The sequence below is a fragment of the Rhizobium sp. 268 genome (assembly GCF_036571585.1).
In the GTDB taxonomy this organism is placed as follows: Bacteria; Pseudomonadota; Alphaproteobacteria; order Rhizobiales; family Rhizobiaceae; genus Rhizobium; species Rhizobium redzepovicii.
In genome coordinates this window covers 126,353-142,535 of sequence record NZ_JAPPSO010000004.1, presented here as the reverse complement: position 1 = coordinate 142,535, position 16,183 = coordinate 126,353, and the positions used below count along the sequence as shown (strand labels likewise).

The 16,183-nt window shown below is 60.0% G+C and carries 13 protein-coding genes; 6 read left to right on the top strand and 7 right to left on the bottom strand.

Annotated features, from left to right (window positions below; translation table 11 throughout):
- Positions 1-64 precede the first annotated feature (64 nt).
- The gene (gor, locus tag OS035_RS09355) at positions 65-1,450 is read left to right on the top strand and encodes a glutathione-disulfide reductase (protein ID WP_331813630.1); all 1,386 of its coding nucleotides are present in this window, start codon (positions 65-67) and stop codon (positions 1,448-1,450) included.
- 119 nt (positions 1,451-1,569) lie between these two features.
- Here gor and OS035_RS09350 read toward each other — a convergent pair whose 3' ends face one another.
- Entirely contained in the window at positions 1,570-2,859 is a 1,290-nt protein-coding gene (locus OS035_RS09350; protein WP_097628548.1) for a vWA domain-containing protein, read from the bottom strand.
- Between the two features lie 255 nt (positions 2,860-3,114).
- Here OS035_RS09350 and OS035_RS09345 point away from each other — a divergent pair, with 255 nt between their 5' ends.
- Entirely contained in the window at positions 3,115-4,488 is a 1,374-nt protein-coding gene (locus tag OS035_RS09345; protein ID WP_097628549.1) for a class II 3-deoxy-7-phosphoheptulonate synthase, read from the top strand.
- Positions 4,489-4,544: 56 nt separating this feature from the next.
- Here the strand turns inward: OS035_RS09345 and OS035_RS09340 are convergent, their stop codons facing one another.
- Positions 4,545-6,380 carry an ABC transporter ATP-binding protein gene (locus tag OS035_RS09340; protein ID WP_331813629.1) on the bottom strand — a complete coding sequence of 612 codons (1,836 nt, stop codon included), beginning with the start codon at positions 6,378-6,380 and terminating at the stop codon, positions 4,545-4,547.
- A 299-nt stretch (positions 6,381-6,679) separates the two neighbouring features.
- Between OS035_RS09340 and OS035_RS09335 the strand changes: the two genes are divergently transcribed.
- Entirely contained in the window at positions 6,680-7,078 is a 399-nt protein-coding gene (locus OS035_RS09335) for a GFA family protein (RefSeq protein ID WP_097628551.1), read from the top strand.
- Between the two features lie 150 nt (positions 7,079-7,228).
- Here OS035_RS09335 and OS035_RS09330 read toward each other — a convergent pair whose 3' ends face one another.
- Positions 7,229-7,759, bottom strand: a complete 531-nt coding sequence (locus OS035_RS09330; RefSeq protein WP_064838705.1) for a DUF1003 domain-containing protein — start codon at positions 7,757-7,759, stop codon at positions 7,229-7,231.
- Positions 7,760-7,949: 190 nt separating this feature from the next.
- On the opposite strand from OS035_RS09330, the gene OS035_RS09325 reads away from it, so the two are divergent.
- Positions 7,950-9,629 (top strand): NAD+ synthase, encoded by a 1,680-nt coding sequence (locus tag OS035_RS09325; protein ID WP_097628552.1) that lies wholly within the window; start codon positions 7,950-7,952, stop codon positions 9,627-9,629.
- 50 nt (positions 9,630-9,679) lie between these two features.
- Positions 9,680-10,510, top strand: coding sequence for a TolB family protein (locus OS035_RS09320; protein ID WP_183781884.1), 831 nt, complete (start codon positions 9,680-9,682; stop codon positions 10,508-10,510).
- Between the two features lie 617 nt (positions 10,511-11,127).
- On the opposite strand, the gene OS035_RS09315 is transcribed toward OS035_RS09320, so the two are convergent.
- Positions 11,128-11,340, bottom strand: a complete 213-nt coding sequence (locus OS035_RS09315; protein ID WP_183781881.1) for a hypothetical protein — start codon at positions 11,338-11,340, stop codon at positions 11,128-11,130.
- Positions 11,341-11,751: 411 nt separating this feature from the next.
- Between OS035_RS09315 and OS035_RS09310 the strand changes: the two genes are divergently transcribed.
- On the top strand, positions 11,752-11,940 hold the full coding sequence (locus tag OS035_RS09310; protein WP_310806489.1) for a hypothetical protein: 189 nt from the start codon (positions 11,752-11,754) through the stop codon (positions 11,938-11,940).
- A 164-nt stretch (positions 11,941-12,104) separates the two neighbouring features.
- Here OS035_RS09310 and OS035_RS09305 read toward each other — a convergent pair whose 3' ends face one another.
- The 3 genes from OS035_RS09305 to OS035_RS09295 form a co-directional block, all read right to left on the bottom strand.
- Positions 12,105-13,172, bottom strand: coding sequence for a 3-deoxy-7-phosphoheptulonate synthase (locus OS035_RS09305; RefSeq protein ID WP_331813628.1), 1,068 nt, complete (start codon positions 13,170-13,172; stop codon positions 12,105-12,107).
- Between the two features lie 309 nt (positions 13,173-13,481).
- The gene (locus OS035_RS09300; protein ID WP_097628556.1) at positions 13,482-14,063 is read right to left on the bottom strand and encodes a hypothetical protein; all 582 of its coding nucleotides are present in this window, start codon (positions 14,061-14,063) and stop codon (positions 13,482-13,484) included.
- A gap of 62 nt (positions 14,064-14,125) precedes the next feature.
- Positions 14,126-16,000: a methyl-accepting chemotaxis protein gene (locus OS035_RS09295; protein ID WP_097628557.1), complete on the bottom strand. Its 1,875-nt coding sequence runs from the start codon at positions 15,998-16,000 to the stop codon at positions 14,126-14,128.
- Positions 16,001-16,183: the final 183 nt, after the last annotated feature.

Below are 16,183 nucleotides of genomic sequence, written 5' to 3'. Positions count from 1 at the left end.
GTTTTCAGGGCGATCACCCCTATATCAGGAACATCCTTCCAGCGATTCCCTTCCGGAGCTCCTCATGTCTTCCTACGACTACGACCTCTTCGTCATTGGCGGCGGTTCCGGAGGCGTGCGCGGCGCGCGTGTCGCTGCCTCGCTCGGCAAAAAGGTGGCGATCGCGGAGGAATACCGCTACGGCGGCACCTGCGTCATCCGCGGCTGCGTGCCGAAGAAGCTGTTCGTCTATGCTTCGCAGTTCCATGAGCATTTCGAGGATGCGGCCGGCTTCGGCTGGACGGTCGGCGAAAGCAGCTTCGACTGGAAGAAGTTGGTGGCGGCCAAGGGTGCGGAAATTGCCCGGCTGGAAGGCCTCTACAAGAAGGGCCTTGCCGGCGCCAATGCCGAGATCCTGGAAACGCGCGCCGAACTCGTCGACGCCCATACGGTGCGGCTTGTGAAAACTGGCCAGACGGTGACGGCAAAGACGATCGTGATTGCCACCGGCGGGCGGCCGAACCCGCATGCAGCCCTTCCCGGCCACGAGCTCTGCATCTCCTCCAACGAGGCCTTTCATCTCGAAGAGCTACCGAAATCGATCGTCATCGCTGGCGGCGGTTATATTGCCGTCGAGTTCGCCAATATCTTTCATGGCCTCGGCGTCGAGACGACGCTGATTTATCGTGGCGCCGAGATCCTGTCGCGCTTCGACGAGGATCTGAGGCGCGGGCTGCATGAGGCGATGGTCGCCAAGGGCATCCGCATCCTTTGCCACGACATGCTGCAGAAGGTTTCGAAGGGCGAGGGCGGGCTCGTTCTGGAGACGCTGAACAGCGGCACGCTGCAGGCCGGCGTCGTCATGCTGGCGCTCGGGCGCGATCCGAACACCGAAGGCCTCGGCCTCGAGGCGGCCGGCGTTGCGATCGACGAGCGCGGCGCGATTATCGTCGACGACTATTCCCGCACCAATGTCGAGAACATCTACGCGCTCGGCGATGTCACCAACCGGGTACAGCTGACGCCGGTGGCGATCCACGAGGCGATGTGCTTCATCGAGACCGAGTACAAGAACAATCCGACCCGGCCGGACTACGAGCTGATCCCCACCGCCGTCTTCTCGCAGCCGGAGATCGGCACCGTCGGTCTTTCAGAAGAAGAGGCGGGCAAGCGTTACGGTGAGCTCGAGGTTTATCGGGCTCAGTTCCGGCCGTTGAAGGCGACGCTTTCCGGCCGCGCCGAGCGGATGATCATGAAGCTGATCGTCGATGCGGGAAGCCGCAAGGTAGTGGGCGCCCATATCCTTGGCCATGATGCCGGCGAGATGGCGCAGCTGCTCGGGGTCACGCTGAAGGCCGGCTGCACTAAGGACGACTTCGACCAGACCATGGCGCTGCACCCGACTGCGGCCGAAGAGCTCGTCACCATGTATGCTCCTAGCTATCGGGTCCGTGACGGGCAGCGCGTCTGAGTCATCCGTGTGCGCTTAAAGCGCGTCGCATCAAACGTGATTCATGCGACGTGCTTTAGCTCTTTGTTTTGATGCATGTCGTTATCCCGGAACCGCTGTGCACTTCCGGGCGACATGCATTAGCTGGTAATGCGAGGCGCGCGAATGACCTTGAGGAATAGCGCCTTCATCGCATCGGCGATACCTTCCGTCGGCGTCACCTCGAAATAGAGGCCGGGCGAGGCGCATTCCTGCATCTTCGTCGGGATCTGGCTCTGGAAGGGGCTGATCCAGGTATTGTACCAGCTGTTCTTCGGCAGAGGTAGATAAGTGGTGTAGAGCACCGCAATCCTGATGCCCTTGTCCTTCAGCGGTTTGCAGAAGGAAGTGTCGATTGGCTCCTGGCAGCGGTTGCCGGTCAGTTTCTTGGTGCAGCCTTTCGGCTTTTCGCTGTCGCCGACGCCGTCCGAGACGAAGAACAGGATCTTCTGCGGTGTCGTGGCGGTGCTGCCGTCGCCGGGGGTGGTGATAATGTCTTTCATCTGCGTCAGCGCGTTGTCGAAGCTCGTCTGCTGGTCGTTATTGTAGCCCTGCTTCGGGATGGTCATCAGATCGACCGCGTCAGTGTAGGTGCCTACCTTGTCGAGGTCGTCCGTCGGGTCCGATATCGTGGTCAGATTGGCGTCTTCGGCCTTGGTGCCGAAGGTATAGACTCCCATGCGGAACTGGTTGGTGGAAACGCGCGTCGACTTCGCGGTCAGCGTCAGCTCCTTCGTCGCTTGGCGCACGACATCGATGCGCATGCTGACTCCGAGCTTCTTGGCAAGGTTGTAGTAGTTGTTTTTATTTTCCGTTTCGTGGCAGGCGAAAGCGCAGCTATCGCTGGTGTTCTTTTCCATCGTCGCGACGTCTTTCGCCGTGGCGCCGACGCCCATCGATGGCGTGTTGTCGAGCAGGATGTAGAAATCCATGAACGATGCGGTCAGATATTCGGCGGTTGCCGTGCCGGAGATGGTGATCGAATCCTTGCCGAGAACGCGCATGAAGGTGGTCGGCACAACCGCGGTGAAGGAAACCTGTGAATTCAGCTTGTTGGCGGTCTTGGTAACGTCGATGCCGAGATCGACATTAACATCCGACAGTTCTCCCGATACCTGCGACAGGAAGATGCTGCGGGCGTCGGTCTTGCCGAGAGAGATCGTGCCATTGCCGCTCATGGTCATGGCGGCGGCGACCGCGCCAGATTTTTCGGCGATCGAGCCGACGGCGGCGGCATCGGCGGCAGCAAAGAGCTGCGTGCGTAGGCTCATGGCGTGGGCGAAATCCACCGCCATGCCTGCCATGCCGAGGAGCGGCACCATCAGCAACGCCGTCATGATGCCGAAATTGCCCGAACGATCCGATATGAATCCCGGCGGAAGGATCGCCATGATGTGTCCCCGATGTTGAAACTCTTCCCGGTTCTACATTCAAAGTCTAAAATATGGGGAAACCGACGTGGTATATGCCGGTTTAACGATGGAAACGGGGATTTTTGCTACCTGTATGCGAGCGTTGGTCGATGGCGGTAGCGTGGCATGGAGCATCGGGGCGATTGGCCTTTGCAAGCCCGATCTAAAGGGCTATAAGCCGCCGCAATCAAGGACAGGTACATCCCAGGGACGGGTGTGAATGAGGTGAGTGACATGGCAGAGAATTGGACCCCGAGCAGCTGGCGGCAGAAACCGATCCTGCAGGTTCCCGAATATCCGGATGCAGCCGCTTTGGCGGCAACGGAGGCCACGCTCGCCAGCTATCCGCCGCTGGTTTTTGCCGGTGAGGCGCGCCGCCTGAAGAAGCATCTCGCCAATGTCGCAGACGGAAACGGCTTCCTGCTGCAGGGCGGTGACTGCGCCGAGAGCTTCGCCGAACACGGCGCCGACAATATCCGCGACTTCTTCCGCGCCTTCCTGCAGATGGCCGTCGTGCTGACCTTCGGCGCGCAGCTGCCCGTCGTCAAGGTCGGCCGCATCGCCGGCCAGTTCGCCAAGCCGCGTTCGTCGAACGTCGAGAAGCAGGGCGACGTGACGCTGCCGGCCTATCGCGGCGACATCATCAACGGCATCGAGTTCACCGAAGAGTCGCGCATTCCGAACCCGGAGCGTCAGGCCATGGCTTACCGCCAGTCGGCCGCAACGCTGAACCTTCTGCGCGCCTTTGCGATGGGCGGTTACGCCAACCTCGAAAACGTGCATCAGTGGATGCTCGGTTTCGTCAAGGACAGCCCGCAGGGCGAGCGTTACCGCAAACTTGCCGACCGCATCAGCGAAACCATGGATTTCATGAAGGCGATCGGCATCACCTCGGAAAACCACCCGAGTCTGCGCGAGACTGATTTCTTCACCAGCCATGAGGCGCTGCTGCTCGGCTACGAGGAGGCGCTGACCCGCGTCGATTCCACCTCCGGCGACTGGTATGCCACATCAGGCCACATGATCTGGATCGGTGACCGCACGCGCCAGGCCGACCATGCACATATCGAATATTGCCGCGGCATCAAGAACCCGATCGGTCTGAAATGCGGCCCGTCGCTGCAGGCCGACGATCTGTTGCAGCTAATCGATATTCTCAATCCGGCGAACGAAGCCGGCCGCCTGACGCTGATCTGCCGCTTCGGCCATGAGAAGGTCGCTGAAAACCTGCCGCGGCTGATCCGCGCCGTCGAACGCGAGGGCCGCAAGGTGGTGTGGTCCTGCGACCCGATGCACGGCAACACGATCACGCTCAACAACTACAAGACCCGTCCTTTCGAACGGATTCTGTCGGAAGTCGAAAGCTTCTTCCAGATCCACCGCGCCGAAGGCACGCATCCCGGCGGCATCCATGTCGAAATGACCGGCAAGGACGTGACGGAATGCACCGGTGGCGCCCGCGCCGTCACCGCCGACGATCTGCAGGACCGCTACCACACCCATTGCGATCCGCGCCTCAACTCCGACCAGGCGCTCGAGCTCGCCTTCCTGCTTGCCGAGCGCATGAAGGGCGGACGCGACGAGAAGCGTATGGTCGCTCACGGCTGAGACCAGCCCGATACGGATGAAGAAAACCCGGCGTGATGCCGGGTTTTTTATTGCCTTCAAATGCTGGCTTGGACGCTATGGAGATTGGCATAGATGCCGTCTTGCGCCATCAGCTGGTCATGGGTCCCCTGTTCGACGATGCCCTCTGCCGTCAGAACCAGGATGCGGTCGGCATGGCGGACGGTCGACAGGCGATGAGCGATGACCAGGGTGGTCCGGCCATTCGCCAGGCTCAGCAGCGCCTGCTGCACCGCCCGTTCACTCTCATTGTCGAGCGCGCTGGTCGCTTCGTCGAAAATCAGGATCTCCGGATCCTTGAGGAAGGCGCGGGCAATGGTGAGGCGCTGGCGCTGCCCGCCCGAGAGCTTGACGCCGCGCTGGCCGATATCGGTGTCATAGCCTTGAGGCAGGGCCATGATGAAGTCGTGCGCATTGGCGGCGCGGGCCGCCGCCTCCAGCTCCGCATCGCCGGCATCGGGCCTGCCGTAGCGAAGGTTCTCCGCCACGGTGCCGGCAAAGAGATAGACATCCTGCTGCACCACCCCGACATGGCGCCGCAGCGAGGCCAGCGTCACATCGCGGATATCAGTGCCGTCAATGCGGATCGCTCCGGCCTCGACATCGTAGAAGCGCGGTATGAGCGCGCAAAGCGTACTCTTGCCGACCCCTGAAGGACCGACGAGGGCAACGAACTCGCCGGGCGCGATGGTGAGGGAAAGCCGCTCCAGCACGCGCGGGCCATCGGCCTCGTAACCGAAGGCGACGTTGGAGAAACTGATCTCTCCCCTCGGCGCCGGCATCGGCCGGGCGGCGGGCCGATCGGTGATATCAGGGTCGATCTCCAGGATTTCCATCGCCCGGATGAAACCGGTGTAGCCTTCCTGCCAGAGACGCACGAAATTGGCGAGCCGCTGGACCGGATCGACAAGCACGGCAACGCAGAGCAGAAAGGTCAGCATATCCGGGACGGTCAGGTCCGCTGTCAGGATACGCAGGCCTCCGACGACGATCACCAGTATGGTGACGAGCTGGGCGAAGGTTTCCGTGCCGACCGAAAACCATGCCTCGCTGCGGTAGCCGTCGGCGCGGCTTTGCAGGAAGCGCCGGTTCTGCTCGGCGAAGCGTTCCCTTTCCAGCGCCTCGTTGGCGAAGGACTGGACGACGCGGATGCCGGCGAGCGCATCCTCGACCCGCTCGTTCACGACGGCGATCTGATGCTTGCTGGCTTCCAGTGCGCGGTTCATGCGCCGGTTGAAATAGAGCGCATAGATCACCGCGACAGGGGTCAGCAGCAGGATAAGGCCGGCCAGCGGCGGATCGATGAAGAACAGTACCAGCATGGCGCCGCCATATTTCAGCACAGCGATGGAGAGGTCCTCGGGTCCGTGATGGAAGAGCTCGCCCAGCCATAGGGAGTCGTTGGTGATACGGCTCATCAGCTGGCCGGTGCGCTGGCGGTCGTAGAAGCTGAAGGAGAGCTGCTGGTAGTGTTCGAAGAGTTCCTGCCGCACCGTCGCTTCGATACGGGCGCCCATGACGTGGCCGCGATAATCGACGAAGAAGATGGCGGCGATCTGGACCGCCAGGACGGCCAGCATGATGCCGCCCATCCCCAGCATCTGGGCAAAGGCCTCCGGGGCGTTAGGCAGAGCCATAAGACGGCTGGTGACGATATTGGCGCAGAGCGGCAGGGCGAGCGCCGTACCGGCGACGAGGATGGCGCACAGCAGATCCGCCAGCAGCAAAGGCAGATGCGGGCGATAATAGGAGAGAAATTTTCGCATACGCGACCAACGCCGACCGCGGTCGACGGTTGGATCGTCCAGAAAGAATTTCAGGAAGGCGTTATGGCGTCGCGAGCTTTTCCTCGCGCGGGAGAACCGAATATTCATGAGGCAGAATGTCCCTGTGGGCGATGTTTCCTTTCTGTTTGGACAGGGTCGCTCTCATGTCAGTCTCCCAGAGGTTGAATGAAATTGGAGCTGCAGTATCGCCGACTACAGCGACTGATTCAATGCCGGCATGTGACGGGATGGGCGGGTGTTGTCGACAAGCAACAGCGGTGACCGCAACAACTGGACACCGGCAACGCCTGCGAGCGTCAAGATTTCTGATGATTTTGTTGAACGGAATGGATTTGACGGCAATCGCGATCGGCGGCAAGTGTCACTCATAAAAGGGGAGAGCGATCATGACCGAACGGCATACAGGCGGCTGTCTTTGCGGCGCCGTGCGATATTCGATTGGGGCGAAGCCTGGACCCGTTGTCGGCTGCCATTGTTCGCAATGCCGCCGGCAGACCGGGTTCTATTATGCTGCGGTCAATGTGCCGCGCACGGCCCTTTCGGTGGAAGATGCCGGCGCGATCCGCTGGTATCGGTCGAGCGCCGAAGCCCAGCGCGGCTTCTGCTCGAATTGCGGTTCGGCGCTGTTCTGGCAAGGAGACCAATCGCCGGAGGTTTCCGTCATGGCCGGAACTTTCGATGAACCGAGCGGCCTTGCCTTCAGCCATCACATCTACTGCGCCGACAAGGGCGATTTCTATGAGATCACCGATGGCCTGCCGCAATATGACAGGTATCCGGTCTAAAGCGCGTCGCGATCTTTCAGATACGCTCCTCGGGCTTTAGTTTCTTGTTTTTACGCACGTCGTTGCGGCGAAACGCCTAGCGGCTTGCCCGGGGAAAACCGCTTCGCGCTTTGCCTGGGAAATCCGCTGCACAGTTTTGCGCGACATGCTTTAGCCCCTGGCGGCAAGATCGGCGCTGAGGCGGGCGACGTCCTCGCGAAGCGCCGTAAGCTCGGTCAGCACGCGCATGTCGATCTTCTGGTGCAGGGAGAGCACTTCGAGCTCGGCCTTGAGATTGACTTCGTAATCCTTGGCGGCTTCGAAGCGGTCGCGTTCGGCTTGGCGGTTCTGCGACATCATGATGATCGGCGCCTGGATGGCGGCGAGCATCGACAGGATCAGATTGAGGAAAACAAAGGGGTAGGGGTCGAAAGCGCCTGTTGCCAGGATGATGGTATTGATCAGCGTCCAGACCACAAGGAAGGCCAGGAAGGCGAGGATGAACGACCAGGAACCGCCGACGCGGGCGATGCCGTCGGCGACACGCTCACCGAACGAGGACTCGGCGGAAAGAGCGGCGTTGACATCGGTCGAGATGACTTTGCGCGCGTGCGCCTTTGCCAGCACGCGTTTTTCAATATCGCCGAGTTCGTCGGCCGGCTTGTCGAAATGATGGTGCATGAAGTTCGAAAGATTAGACATGGCCTGTTTCCGGTGCCCGTTATCGATGCAGTCGCTGTCGGGCGCAGTATTCCGCTCCTCCGGCAAATTGCAATGCGTGTCTATGCCGCGAGGCGGTTGCGTGTCCGTTCACAAAAATTTCGTCGCCGCAAGGTGCGGCTTTTGCCGCGGACATGTTGCGGTTGCGGAAGGTGCAGGCTAAATAAATGACATGACACAGGAAAACGCTCTTTCTGATATCTTCCGCATTGCCATCGGCCAGCTCAACCCGACGGTTGGCGATGTCGCCGGCAATCTCGCCAAGGCACGCGAAGCGCGCGCCGATGCGGCTCGCGAAGGGGCGCATCTGCTCGTTCTGACCGAGCTTTTCATCTCCGGCTATCCGCCTGAAGATCTGGTGCTGAAGCCGGCCTTCATCCGCGCCTGCTGGAAAGCTGTGGAGAATCTTGCCGCCGACACTGCCGATGGCGGGCCAGGTGTTCTCATTGGTTTTCCCCGGCAGGACGAGACCGGACGCTACAATTCCGTCGCCGTGCTCGACGGCGGCACGGTGATCGCGGTGCGCGACAAGATCGATCTGCCGAACTACGGCGAATTCGACGAGAAGCGCGTTTTCAACCAGGGCGCCATGCCGGGGCCGGTGAATTTCCGCGGCGTGCGCATCGGCATTCCGATCTGCGAGGATATCTGGGGCGACCTCGGCGTCTGCGAGACGCTGGCCGAAAGCGGGGCCGAGATTCTGCTGTCGCCGAACGGTTCGCCCTATTATCGAGGCAAGGTCGATATCCGCCATCAGGTGGTGTTGAAGCAGGTGATCGAGACCGGCCTGCCGCTGGTCTATGCCGCCCAGCTCGGCGGCCAGGACGAACTGGTATTTGATGGCGCCAGTTTCGCCTTCAATGCCGACAAGTCGCTCGCCTTCCAGATGAGCCAGTTCGAGACCGCGCTGGCGGTGACGACATGGAAGCGCGGCGAAACCGGCTGGCATTGCGCCGAAGGGCCGATGGCGCATATTCCTGAAGGCGAGGAGGCCGACTACCGCGCCTGCCTGCTCGGCTTTCGCGACTACGTCAACAAGAACGGCTTCAAGACGGTGGTGCTCGGCCTTTCCGGCGGCATCGACTCGGCGATCTGCACGGCAATCGCCGTCGATGCGCTGGGTGAGGAGCGGGTGCGCACCGTCATGCTGCCCTACCGCTACACATCGGAAGACTCGTTGAAGGACGCGGCCGATTGCGCAAAGGCGCTCGGCTGCCGCTATGACATCGTGCCGATCGAGCAGCCGGTGACGGGCTTCAGCAGCGCGCTGTCCGATCTCTTCGCGGGCACGGAGAGCGGCATCACCGAGGAGAACCTGCAGAGCCGGGCGCGCGGCGTCATCCTGATGGCGATCTCCAACAAGTTCGGCGCGATGGTGGTGACGACGGGTAACAAATCGGAAATGTCGGTCGGCTACGCCACGCTTTACGGCGACATGAACGGCGGCTTCAATCCGATCAAGGACCTCTACAAGATGCAGGTCTATGCGCTGGCCCGCTGGCGCAACGAGAATGTGCCGCCAAGTGCGCTGGGGCCGTCGGGCGAGGTGATCCCGAACAATATCATCGACAAGGCGCCGTCGGCCGAACTGCGTCCCGACCAGAAGGATCAGGATTCGCTGCCGCCCTATCCGGTGCTCGACGATATTCTCGAATGCCTGGTTGAGAAGGAGATGGCGGTCGAGGAGATCGTCGCGCGCGGCCATGATGTGGCGACCGTCCATCGCATCGAGCACCTGCTCTATCTCGCCGAATACAAGCGGCGGCAATCGGCGCCGGGCGTGAAGATCACCAAAAAGAATTTCGGGCGTGATCGGCGCTATCCGATCACCAACCGGTTCCGGGATCGCTAGCGCTGTCGGGATTGCTGACGCTATCGCTCTAGAAATGCGAGGGAGGAAACATGCGCAGCTCGGTCGAGATCTACAATGTCAGGACGGGCAGAGCTCGCGAGGTTTGGCAGACGGACAAGCTCGTCGAGGCGCCGAACTTCTCGCCCGACGGTTCCTACCTGCTCTTGAACGGCGACGGGCTGCTCTGGCGACTGCCGCTCGATGGCGGCGAAGTCGTCAAGGTCGATACCGGCTTTGCCGTCAACTGCAACAATGATCACGGCATTTCACCCGATGGCACCGAGATCGTCATTTCTGATAAGACCGAATTCGGCAAGTCGACGATCTATATCCTGCCCATCGAAGGCGGCAAGCCGCGGCTCGTCACCGAGAACCAGCCGTCCTACTGGCACGGCTGGTCGCCCGATGGCCGCCAGCTTGCCTATTGCGGCATCCGCGACGATCTCTTCGACATCTATACGATCTCCGTCGACGGCGGCGCCGAGACGCGGCTGACGCATGGCGAGGGCCGCAATGACGGGCCGGATTATTCCGCTGACGGACAATGGATCTATTTCAATTCCAGCCGCACGGGGCTGATGCAGATCTGGCGCATCCACCCCGATGGCAGCGGGCTGGAGCAGGTGACGTCGGACAATCAGGGTAACTGGTTCGCCCATCCATCGCCCAGCAATGACAAGGTTCTGCTCCTGTCCTATGACCCCTCGGTTTTCGACCATCCGCGCGATCTCGACGTGCGGCTGCGGCTGATGGACATGGATGGCGGCAATCTCAAGACGTTGTTCGAGCTGTTCGGCGGGCAGGGCACGATCAACGTGCCCTGCTGGTCACCAGACGGTGACGAGTTTGCCTATGTGCGCTATTTCCCGGCGAGATCTTGAGAGCGGCGCACCGCCATTTTTTTATGGGGTGGTGGTGGCCTGTCTGGCACGATTGAACCTTGTGCGCCTGACTAACTTGACGCGACGTCCGGCACATAGTTGCCGGTTTGGTTGCGCCTAGCGCTTCATTTGTCACTCCTCGATACATCCATAAATTCAACTTGACCGCGACCACCGAACGCCACTGAGAGAAAAATGGGATCTGCCGAAAGCGGTTTCTTAACCTCGCACCCCACGTAAAAGCTCACGTTTGCAAGCCGCTCGGTTTCTGACACTTCGATTCTGGAACAACTCGCATATCGTATTCGATCCATTTCTTGGGATTCAGCAAGGTATTTATTTAATATATCCCTCGTCTGCTCTTCCGGGCTCTTGTGTGACTGGAGAGTTTCTCCATAGGAGTATATAAAAAGTATAGAAATTGTACAGAATAATACTATGGGACGACTTAGTATTGTAACAAAACGAAACTTCATCTTGCACCTATGGGCGCGGCTGTTGCGACGATATGCATTTTCCCAAAGCTCTGATCTAATCCTCAAGTCAACTCGCTTAGGGCTGGCGGGCGGCCACTATTTGATGATGGGGAGCGGGGGGCAGTTGATCCGCGGACTCTATCAATACCCGTAAGGCATTTTGTCGGCCGTACTTGCGCCGAATTCTCCGCAGTAAGCTTTCCGGGCCTCGTAATCGCCAATGTATTCGCCAGCGGAATTGTCGTGACAATTCGAGATCATGGCATCGGCGGCAAGGCCCGACCAAACTATCGCGATAACGAAGACAATCAGGCATGACAGGCAAAATCCGCCCAGAATTTTCAACAAGCGCATCGGTAGCCCCGTTGTCTAGCTAAACGTGTTTATGGGGTCCTTTCAATTGAGCAAGGCCGCTTCTAGCACGATGTAGCCGATCCTTTGATGATGGGGCAGTGGGTTTGTGCGTTTTCTATAGCACCTTCGCCACTCTGACATGCTAATCGGCCTAGATAGACCCAGCTAACAGCGTTTCAAATAGGAACTTACTCAATCGTGCGTAAAGTATTGATCGCGACCTTAGCCTTCATGATCTGCTGCCCTGTTCTACTGTTTATCACGTTTCCGGTCGAGTATCTTCGGAGGCTCGGAAAATACGAGCACTCTCATGCTCTCAATCGGATGGCGGTCCCGATCGCCAGATTCTATATACAGAATGATATGAGATATGCTTGCGGTAACGAGACGTACTTCAGGAATTATAATGCCATGAGCTTTTTCGATGACCTGCCGCTTTCGCCGGACGAGGAGATCATGCTTCAGTCACAGGACAAGATTGCACTCCTGTTTTTGAGTGACGTCGTTTATGACGATAATGAATATCTCGACTCTATTCGAATCGTGACCGCTTATAATATGGTCGTCGCCTCTAAGTGCCTGCACAGGCGCACGTCGTGAAAAGCCCTCACCGGCGGACGCGGTCGAAGTGCTGGCTTCCTATAGCCTGGTCAAACCGGAACCATGGGGCGGCTTCTGGACCGATGAGGGCCTGCATCTTTTGGACGAAGATTGACCTGCGAATGGGCGGCGGGATATCTGCCCGCCGCGATTGATAGAGCCGCTCAGGCCGCGACGGCGGCCTTGCGACGATCGCGGACGGCGTGGGCCAGATTATCGAGCACGTCGACCGACATGTCCCAGTCGATGCAGCCGTCGGTGATGGACTGGCCGTAGACCAGCGGTTTGCCTGGCACGAGATCCTGGCGGCCGGCGACGAGGTTGCTCTCGATCATCATGCCCTTGATGTGGCGGTTGCCGGCGGCGATCTGCGAGGCCACGGATTTGACGACGCGCGGCTGGTTCATCGGATCCTTGCTGCTGTTGGCATGGCTGGCATCGATCAGGATGCGTGGGGTCACACCCAGTTTGACGGCTTCGCCCACGACAGCTTCGACATTGGCTGCTTCATAGTTCGGCTGTTTGCCGCCACGCAGGATGATGTGGCAGTCCTCATTGCCCTTCGTCGAGGCAATGGCGGCTTGCCCGTCCTTGGTGACGGCGGGGAAATGATGCGGCTGCGAGGCGGCTAGGATGGCGTCGAGCGCGACACGGACGCCGCCGTCAGTGCCGTTCTTGAAGCCGATCGGGCAGGAGATGCCGGAAGCGAGCTGGCGATGGATCTGGCTTTCCGTCGTGCGGGCGCCGATCGCGCCCCAACTGACGAGGTCGGCAATGTATTGCGGCGTGATCGTCTCGAGGAATTCGACGCCGGCGGGCAGCCCCATGGCGTTGACGTCGAGCAGCAGGCGCCTGGCAATCCGAAGCCCCTCCTCGATGCGGTAGCTGCCATCGAGATGCGGGTCGTTCATCAAGCCCTTCCAGCCGACCGTAGTGCGAGGCTTTTCGAAATAGACGCGCATGACGATTTCGAGATCGCTGGAGAAGCGCTGCCGCTGTTCCGCCAGCCGCTCGGCATATTCGCGTGCCGCAGCAGGATCATGGATGGAGCAAGGGCCGATGACGACGATCAGGCGGTCGTCTTCTCCCTCGAGAATCTTATGGATCGCATGGCGGTTGCTGGTTACCGTCTCGCTGACGGCAACGGTTCGGGGGATTTCCGCGATGATATCAGCGGGTTTGGTCAGCGGTGTGATCTCGAGGATGCGGAGATCGTCAATGGTATCGGACACGGTATGGCTCCTGTTTGGTCATACCGTGCGGAACAAAAAAGCCGCCAGGTAGACTAGCGGCTGTTCGGGTTGTCGTCGCGTCGACTTCAGTTACGCATAGACCCGCATCCGCTGGGAGCAGCGGTACAAATAAAATCGCGAGGCGTAGATCGAAGTGGTCGACATCGGGCGTGTGTATCGTCGCGGCAGCATTTTGTCACGCAGAATTTGCGGCTTAAAAACCAGGGCGCGGTACCCTTCCCGCAGGGAGCAGAAAGCATATCGCCCAAAAGCGCGGGGCTTCAGGGCGATATGAAGGAGAAGCCGAGATCAGAGGGCGTCGACGTTCACGCCGACGGTGATGGCGCCGATCGGCGTTCCCTTGTCATCGGAAATCGTGACGCTTGCCTGCGACTGCAGCGCCTGGGTCGATTCGTCCTTTTCGATATCGTCGACGAAGACGGCGTCCTTGCCGGCGCCGAAGGATTTCTGGAACTTGCCTTCGTCGCCCTGCCAGTAGTCGGAGGTGGGATCGCTTTGGCCGACATTCAGCCCCTTTGCATCCATGACGAAGATCTCGGCAATCTTGCCATTGGAGGCAGCCTTCTTTTCCTGAAGGAATTTCGACAGCGCATTGCCGAGCACGCCGTCAATCATCGAATGGTCGGAACCATCGACCTCGGCGCGCCACTTCTTGTCGAGGGCGTCGATATCGGCCTGGCCCAGATTGGCGTTTGCGGCATTCTGCGCCTTGATGGCCTCGATGATAACCGGATCGTTCAGCCAGGGCTTTATGTCGCTTGTCACGTAGTCGGAGATCGGGGCGAGCTTCGCATCCTGCGCCATGGATACGCCCATAGGCACGGCGACTGCGGTGCAGGCCAAAAGAAATGCGGTCACGACTTTCTTCATAACTGTTCCCTTCCCGATTTTTGGGGTGTTGAGGATTGAAAGCTTATTGAACGACGTTTGCGTCAGAACTCTTCCCAGGCATCGGGAGAAGCGGCGATGGCGGTGTTGCCCGCATGCCGCTGCGACAAGGCCCTCTGTTCCGGACGAGATTGACGAACGGGTTGAGTGGCTTTGGGCTGGCTGGCGGCAGAGGCTGCGACAGTGAACCTGCCGGCCGAATCCTGCAGAAGGCGTCCCTGTGTGCGCAGCTCCTGGCAGGCCGCGTTGGTCTCTTCGACCATTGCCGCGTTCTGCTGGGTGGCCTGATCCATCTGGTTGATGGCGCCATTGATTTCCTGCAGGCCGGTCGCCTGTTCGCGATAGGACTGGACGATGGAAGCGATGCTGTCGCTGATGCGGTTGATCTGCTCTTCGATCTTCAAGAGGGCATCGCCGGTTTCGTTCACCAGCCCGACGCCGGCTGCCACTTCCTGGCCGGAGACGCTGATCAGGTTTTTGATTTCCTTCGCCGCATTGGCGGACCGCTGGGCAAGTTCCCGCACTTCCTGTGCGACGACGGCAAAACCCTTGCCGGCTTCGCCAGCACGCGCCGCCTCGACGCCAGCGTTCAGCGCCAGCAGGTTGGTCTGGAAGGCGATTTCATCGATGACGCCGATGATGCGGCCGATCTGGCTCGACGAGGTCTGGATCCTGTCCATCGCTCCGATCGCGTCGCGTACCACGGTCGCCGAGACATGCGCGCTGCGCTTCGTTTCCTCGACCAGCTTCCCGGCACTCTCAGCCCGTTGCGATGACATTCTGACCGTGGTGGTCACCTCATCCAATGCGGCGGCGGTCTGTTCCAAGGCTGCTGCCTGCTGCTCGGTCCGCCTGGCGAGCTGATCGGCGGAGGAGGCAAGCTCGCTCGATCCTCCTTCCACTGCGACTGAAGCGATCTTGATCTCGGTCAATGCGGCCGCAACCGCTTCGACCATGCGGTTGAAATCCTGCCGCAGTTTATCGAATTCAGGACCGAGATCGGCGAGGTGTATCGAGAAGTCGCCGGCGGCGAGCTTTTCCAATTCATTTGCGAGCGCTGTCATGACCTGCCGCTGAGCATTGCTGGCTTCCTCCGTCAAGGATGCGTTGCGCGCCCGTTCGGCGTCGAATGAGGCGCTCTGCTCGGCCGCGGCCTGCTCTCTTTCGACCTTGGCAATCGCCTCGTTGCGGAAGACTTCCAAGGCACGTGCGAGGAAACCGATCTCGTCGCCGTTTTCCCTGTAGGTAACGGGAGAGGCCAGATCGCCTTTCTGCAGCGCGCTGATCCGCTCGCTGAGAACCCTGAGGGGGCGGCCGACGAGGCTGCGCATGGCGAGAAGAAAGGCGACAACGGCGATGGCGGTGATGACGAACTGCGTCAGCAGCGAAATCAGGACCTTCTGCTTGACTTCGGCAGCGATTTTTTCGACCGACCAGTTGGTGACGACGTAGCCGGTCGCCTTGCCTGATTTATCCAACGGAAGCGGCGCAATGATCGTAACAACGCCGGCAGATATTCCGCTGTCATCGATCGTCGTTTTCTCAGGCTTGGTGCTGAGGCTCTTTGCGAGATCGGCGGGTGCCGGCAAACCGCTGATGCCGTCACGTGTCCACGTATCGACGGCGGCAGGTTCGGCGTTGAAGGCGGCAAACTGCACAAGATCAAGCGAGGGGTCGTCGCGGTAAAGCGAATAGGCGTCGCGCACAGCATTCGCCTTGCCCCATTTCACGCCGCCGGCGGCCAGAGACGCAAACTGCTCCACATCCTTGGACCAGTTCGCCTTGGCGCCATCGATCAACGCCCTGGTTTCGTACATCCAGGTGTAGGTGGCAAAGGCGGAGATGCCGCAAAGGTTGACGGTCACGATAATCGCCGCCAGCTTGGCTGTCAGAGGCATCGTTTTCAAAAAATGGAACATGCCGCGGGGGCCTCGAAACGCGGGCTCGGTCAGATATGTTTCCGACCAGCCTATCAATACAGGCATCCACGCCGGCGGTCGCAGCATGAGCACTCATGCCCATGTCCCCTGTGCGACCCAAAACGCGCAAACGCAGTCTGTCTTCGATGTGTGAAGAAATCATAAAGTGGAATGGGATAGCGA

Coding starts and splice junctions, on each gene's coding strand:
- OS035_RS09335 (WP_097628551.1), top strand. CDS start 6,680: ATGACCGAACGGCATACAGGCGGCTGTCTTTGCGGCGCCGTGCGATAT.
- OS035_RS09325 (WP_097628552.1), top strand. CDS start 7,950: ATGACACAGGAAAACGCTCTTTCTGATATCTTCCGCATTGCCATCGGC.
- OS035_RS09345 (WP_097628549.1), top strand. CDS start 3,115: ATGGCAGAGAATTGGACCCCGAGCAGCTGGCGGCAGAAACCGATCCTG.
- OS035_RS09320 (WP_183781884.1), top strand. CDS start 9,680: ATGCGCAGCTCGGTCGAGATCTACAATGTCAGGACGGGCAGAGCTCGC.
- OS035_RS09310 (WP_310806489.1), top strand. CDS start 11,752: ATGAGCTTTTTCGATGACCTGCCGCTTTCGCCGGACGAGGAGATCATG.
- OS035_RS09340 (WP_331813629.1), bottom strand. CDS start 6,380: ATGAATATTCGGTTCTCCCGCGCGAGGAAAAGCTCGCGACGCCATAAC.
- OS035_RS09300 (WP_097628556.1), bottom strand. CDS start 14,063: ATGAAGAAAGTCGTGACCGCATTTCTTTTGGCCTGCACCGCAGTCGCC.
- gor (WP_331813630.1), top strand. CDS start 65: ATGTCTTCCTACGACTACGACCTCTTCGTCATTGGCGGCGGTTCCGGA.
- OS035_RS09350 (WP_097628548.1), bottom strand. CDS start 2,859: ATGGCGATCCTTCCGCCGGGATTCATATCGGATCGTTCGGGCAATTTC.
- OS035_RS09295 (WP_097628557.1), bottom strand. CDS start 16,000: ATGTTCCATTTTTTGAAAACGATGCCTCTGACAGCCAAGCTGGCGGCG.
- OS035_RS09315 (WP_183781881.1), bottom strand. CDS start 11,340: ATGCGCTTGTTGAAAATTCTGGGCGGATTTTGCCTGTCATGCCTGATT.
- OS035_RS09330 (WP_064838705.1), bottom strand. CDS start 7,759: ATGTCTAATCTTTCGAACTTCATGCACCATCATTTCGACAAGCCGGCC.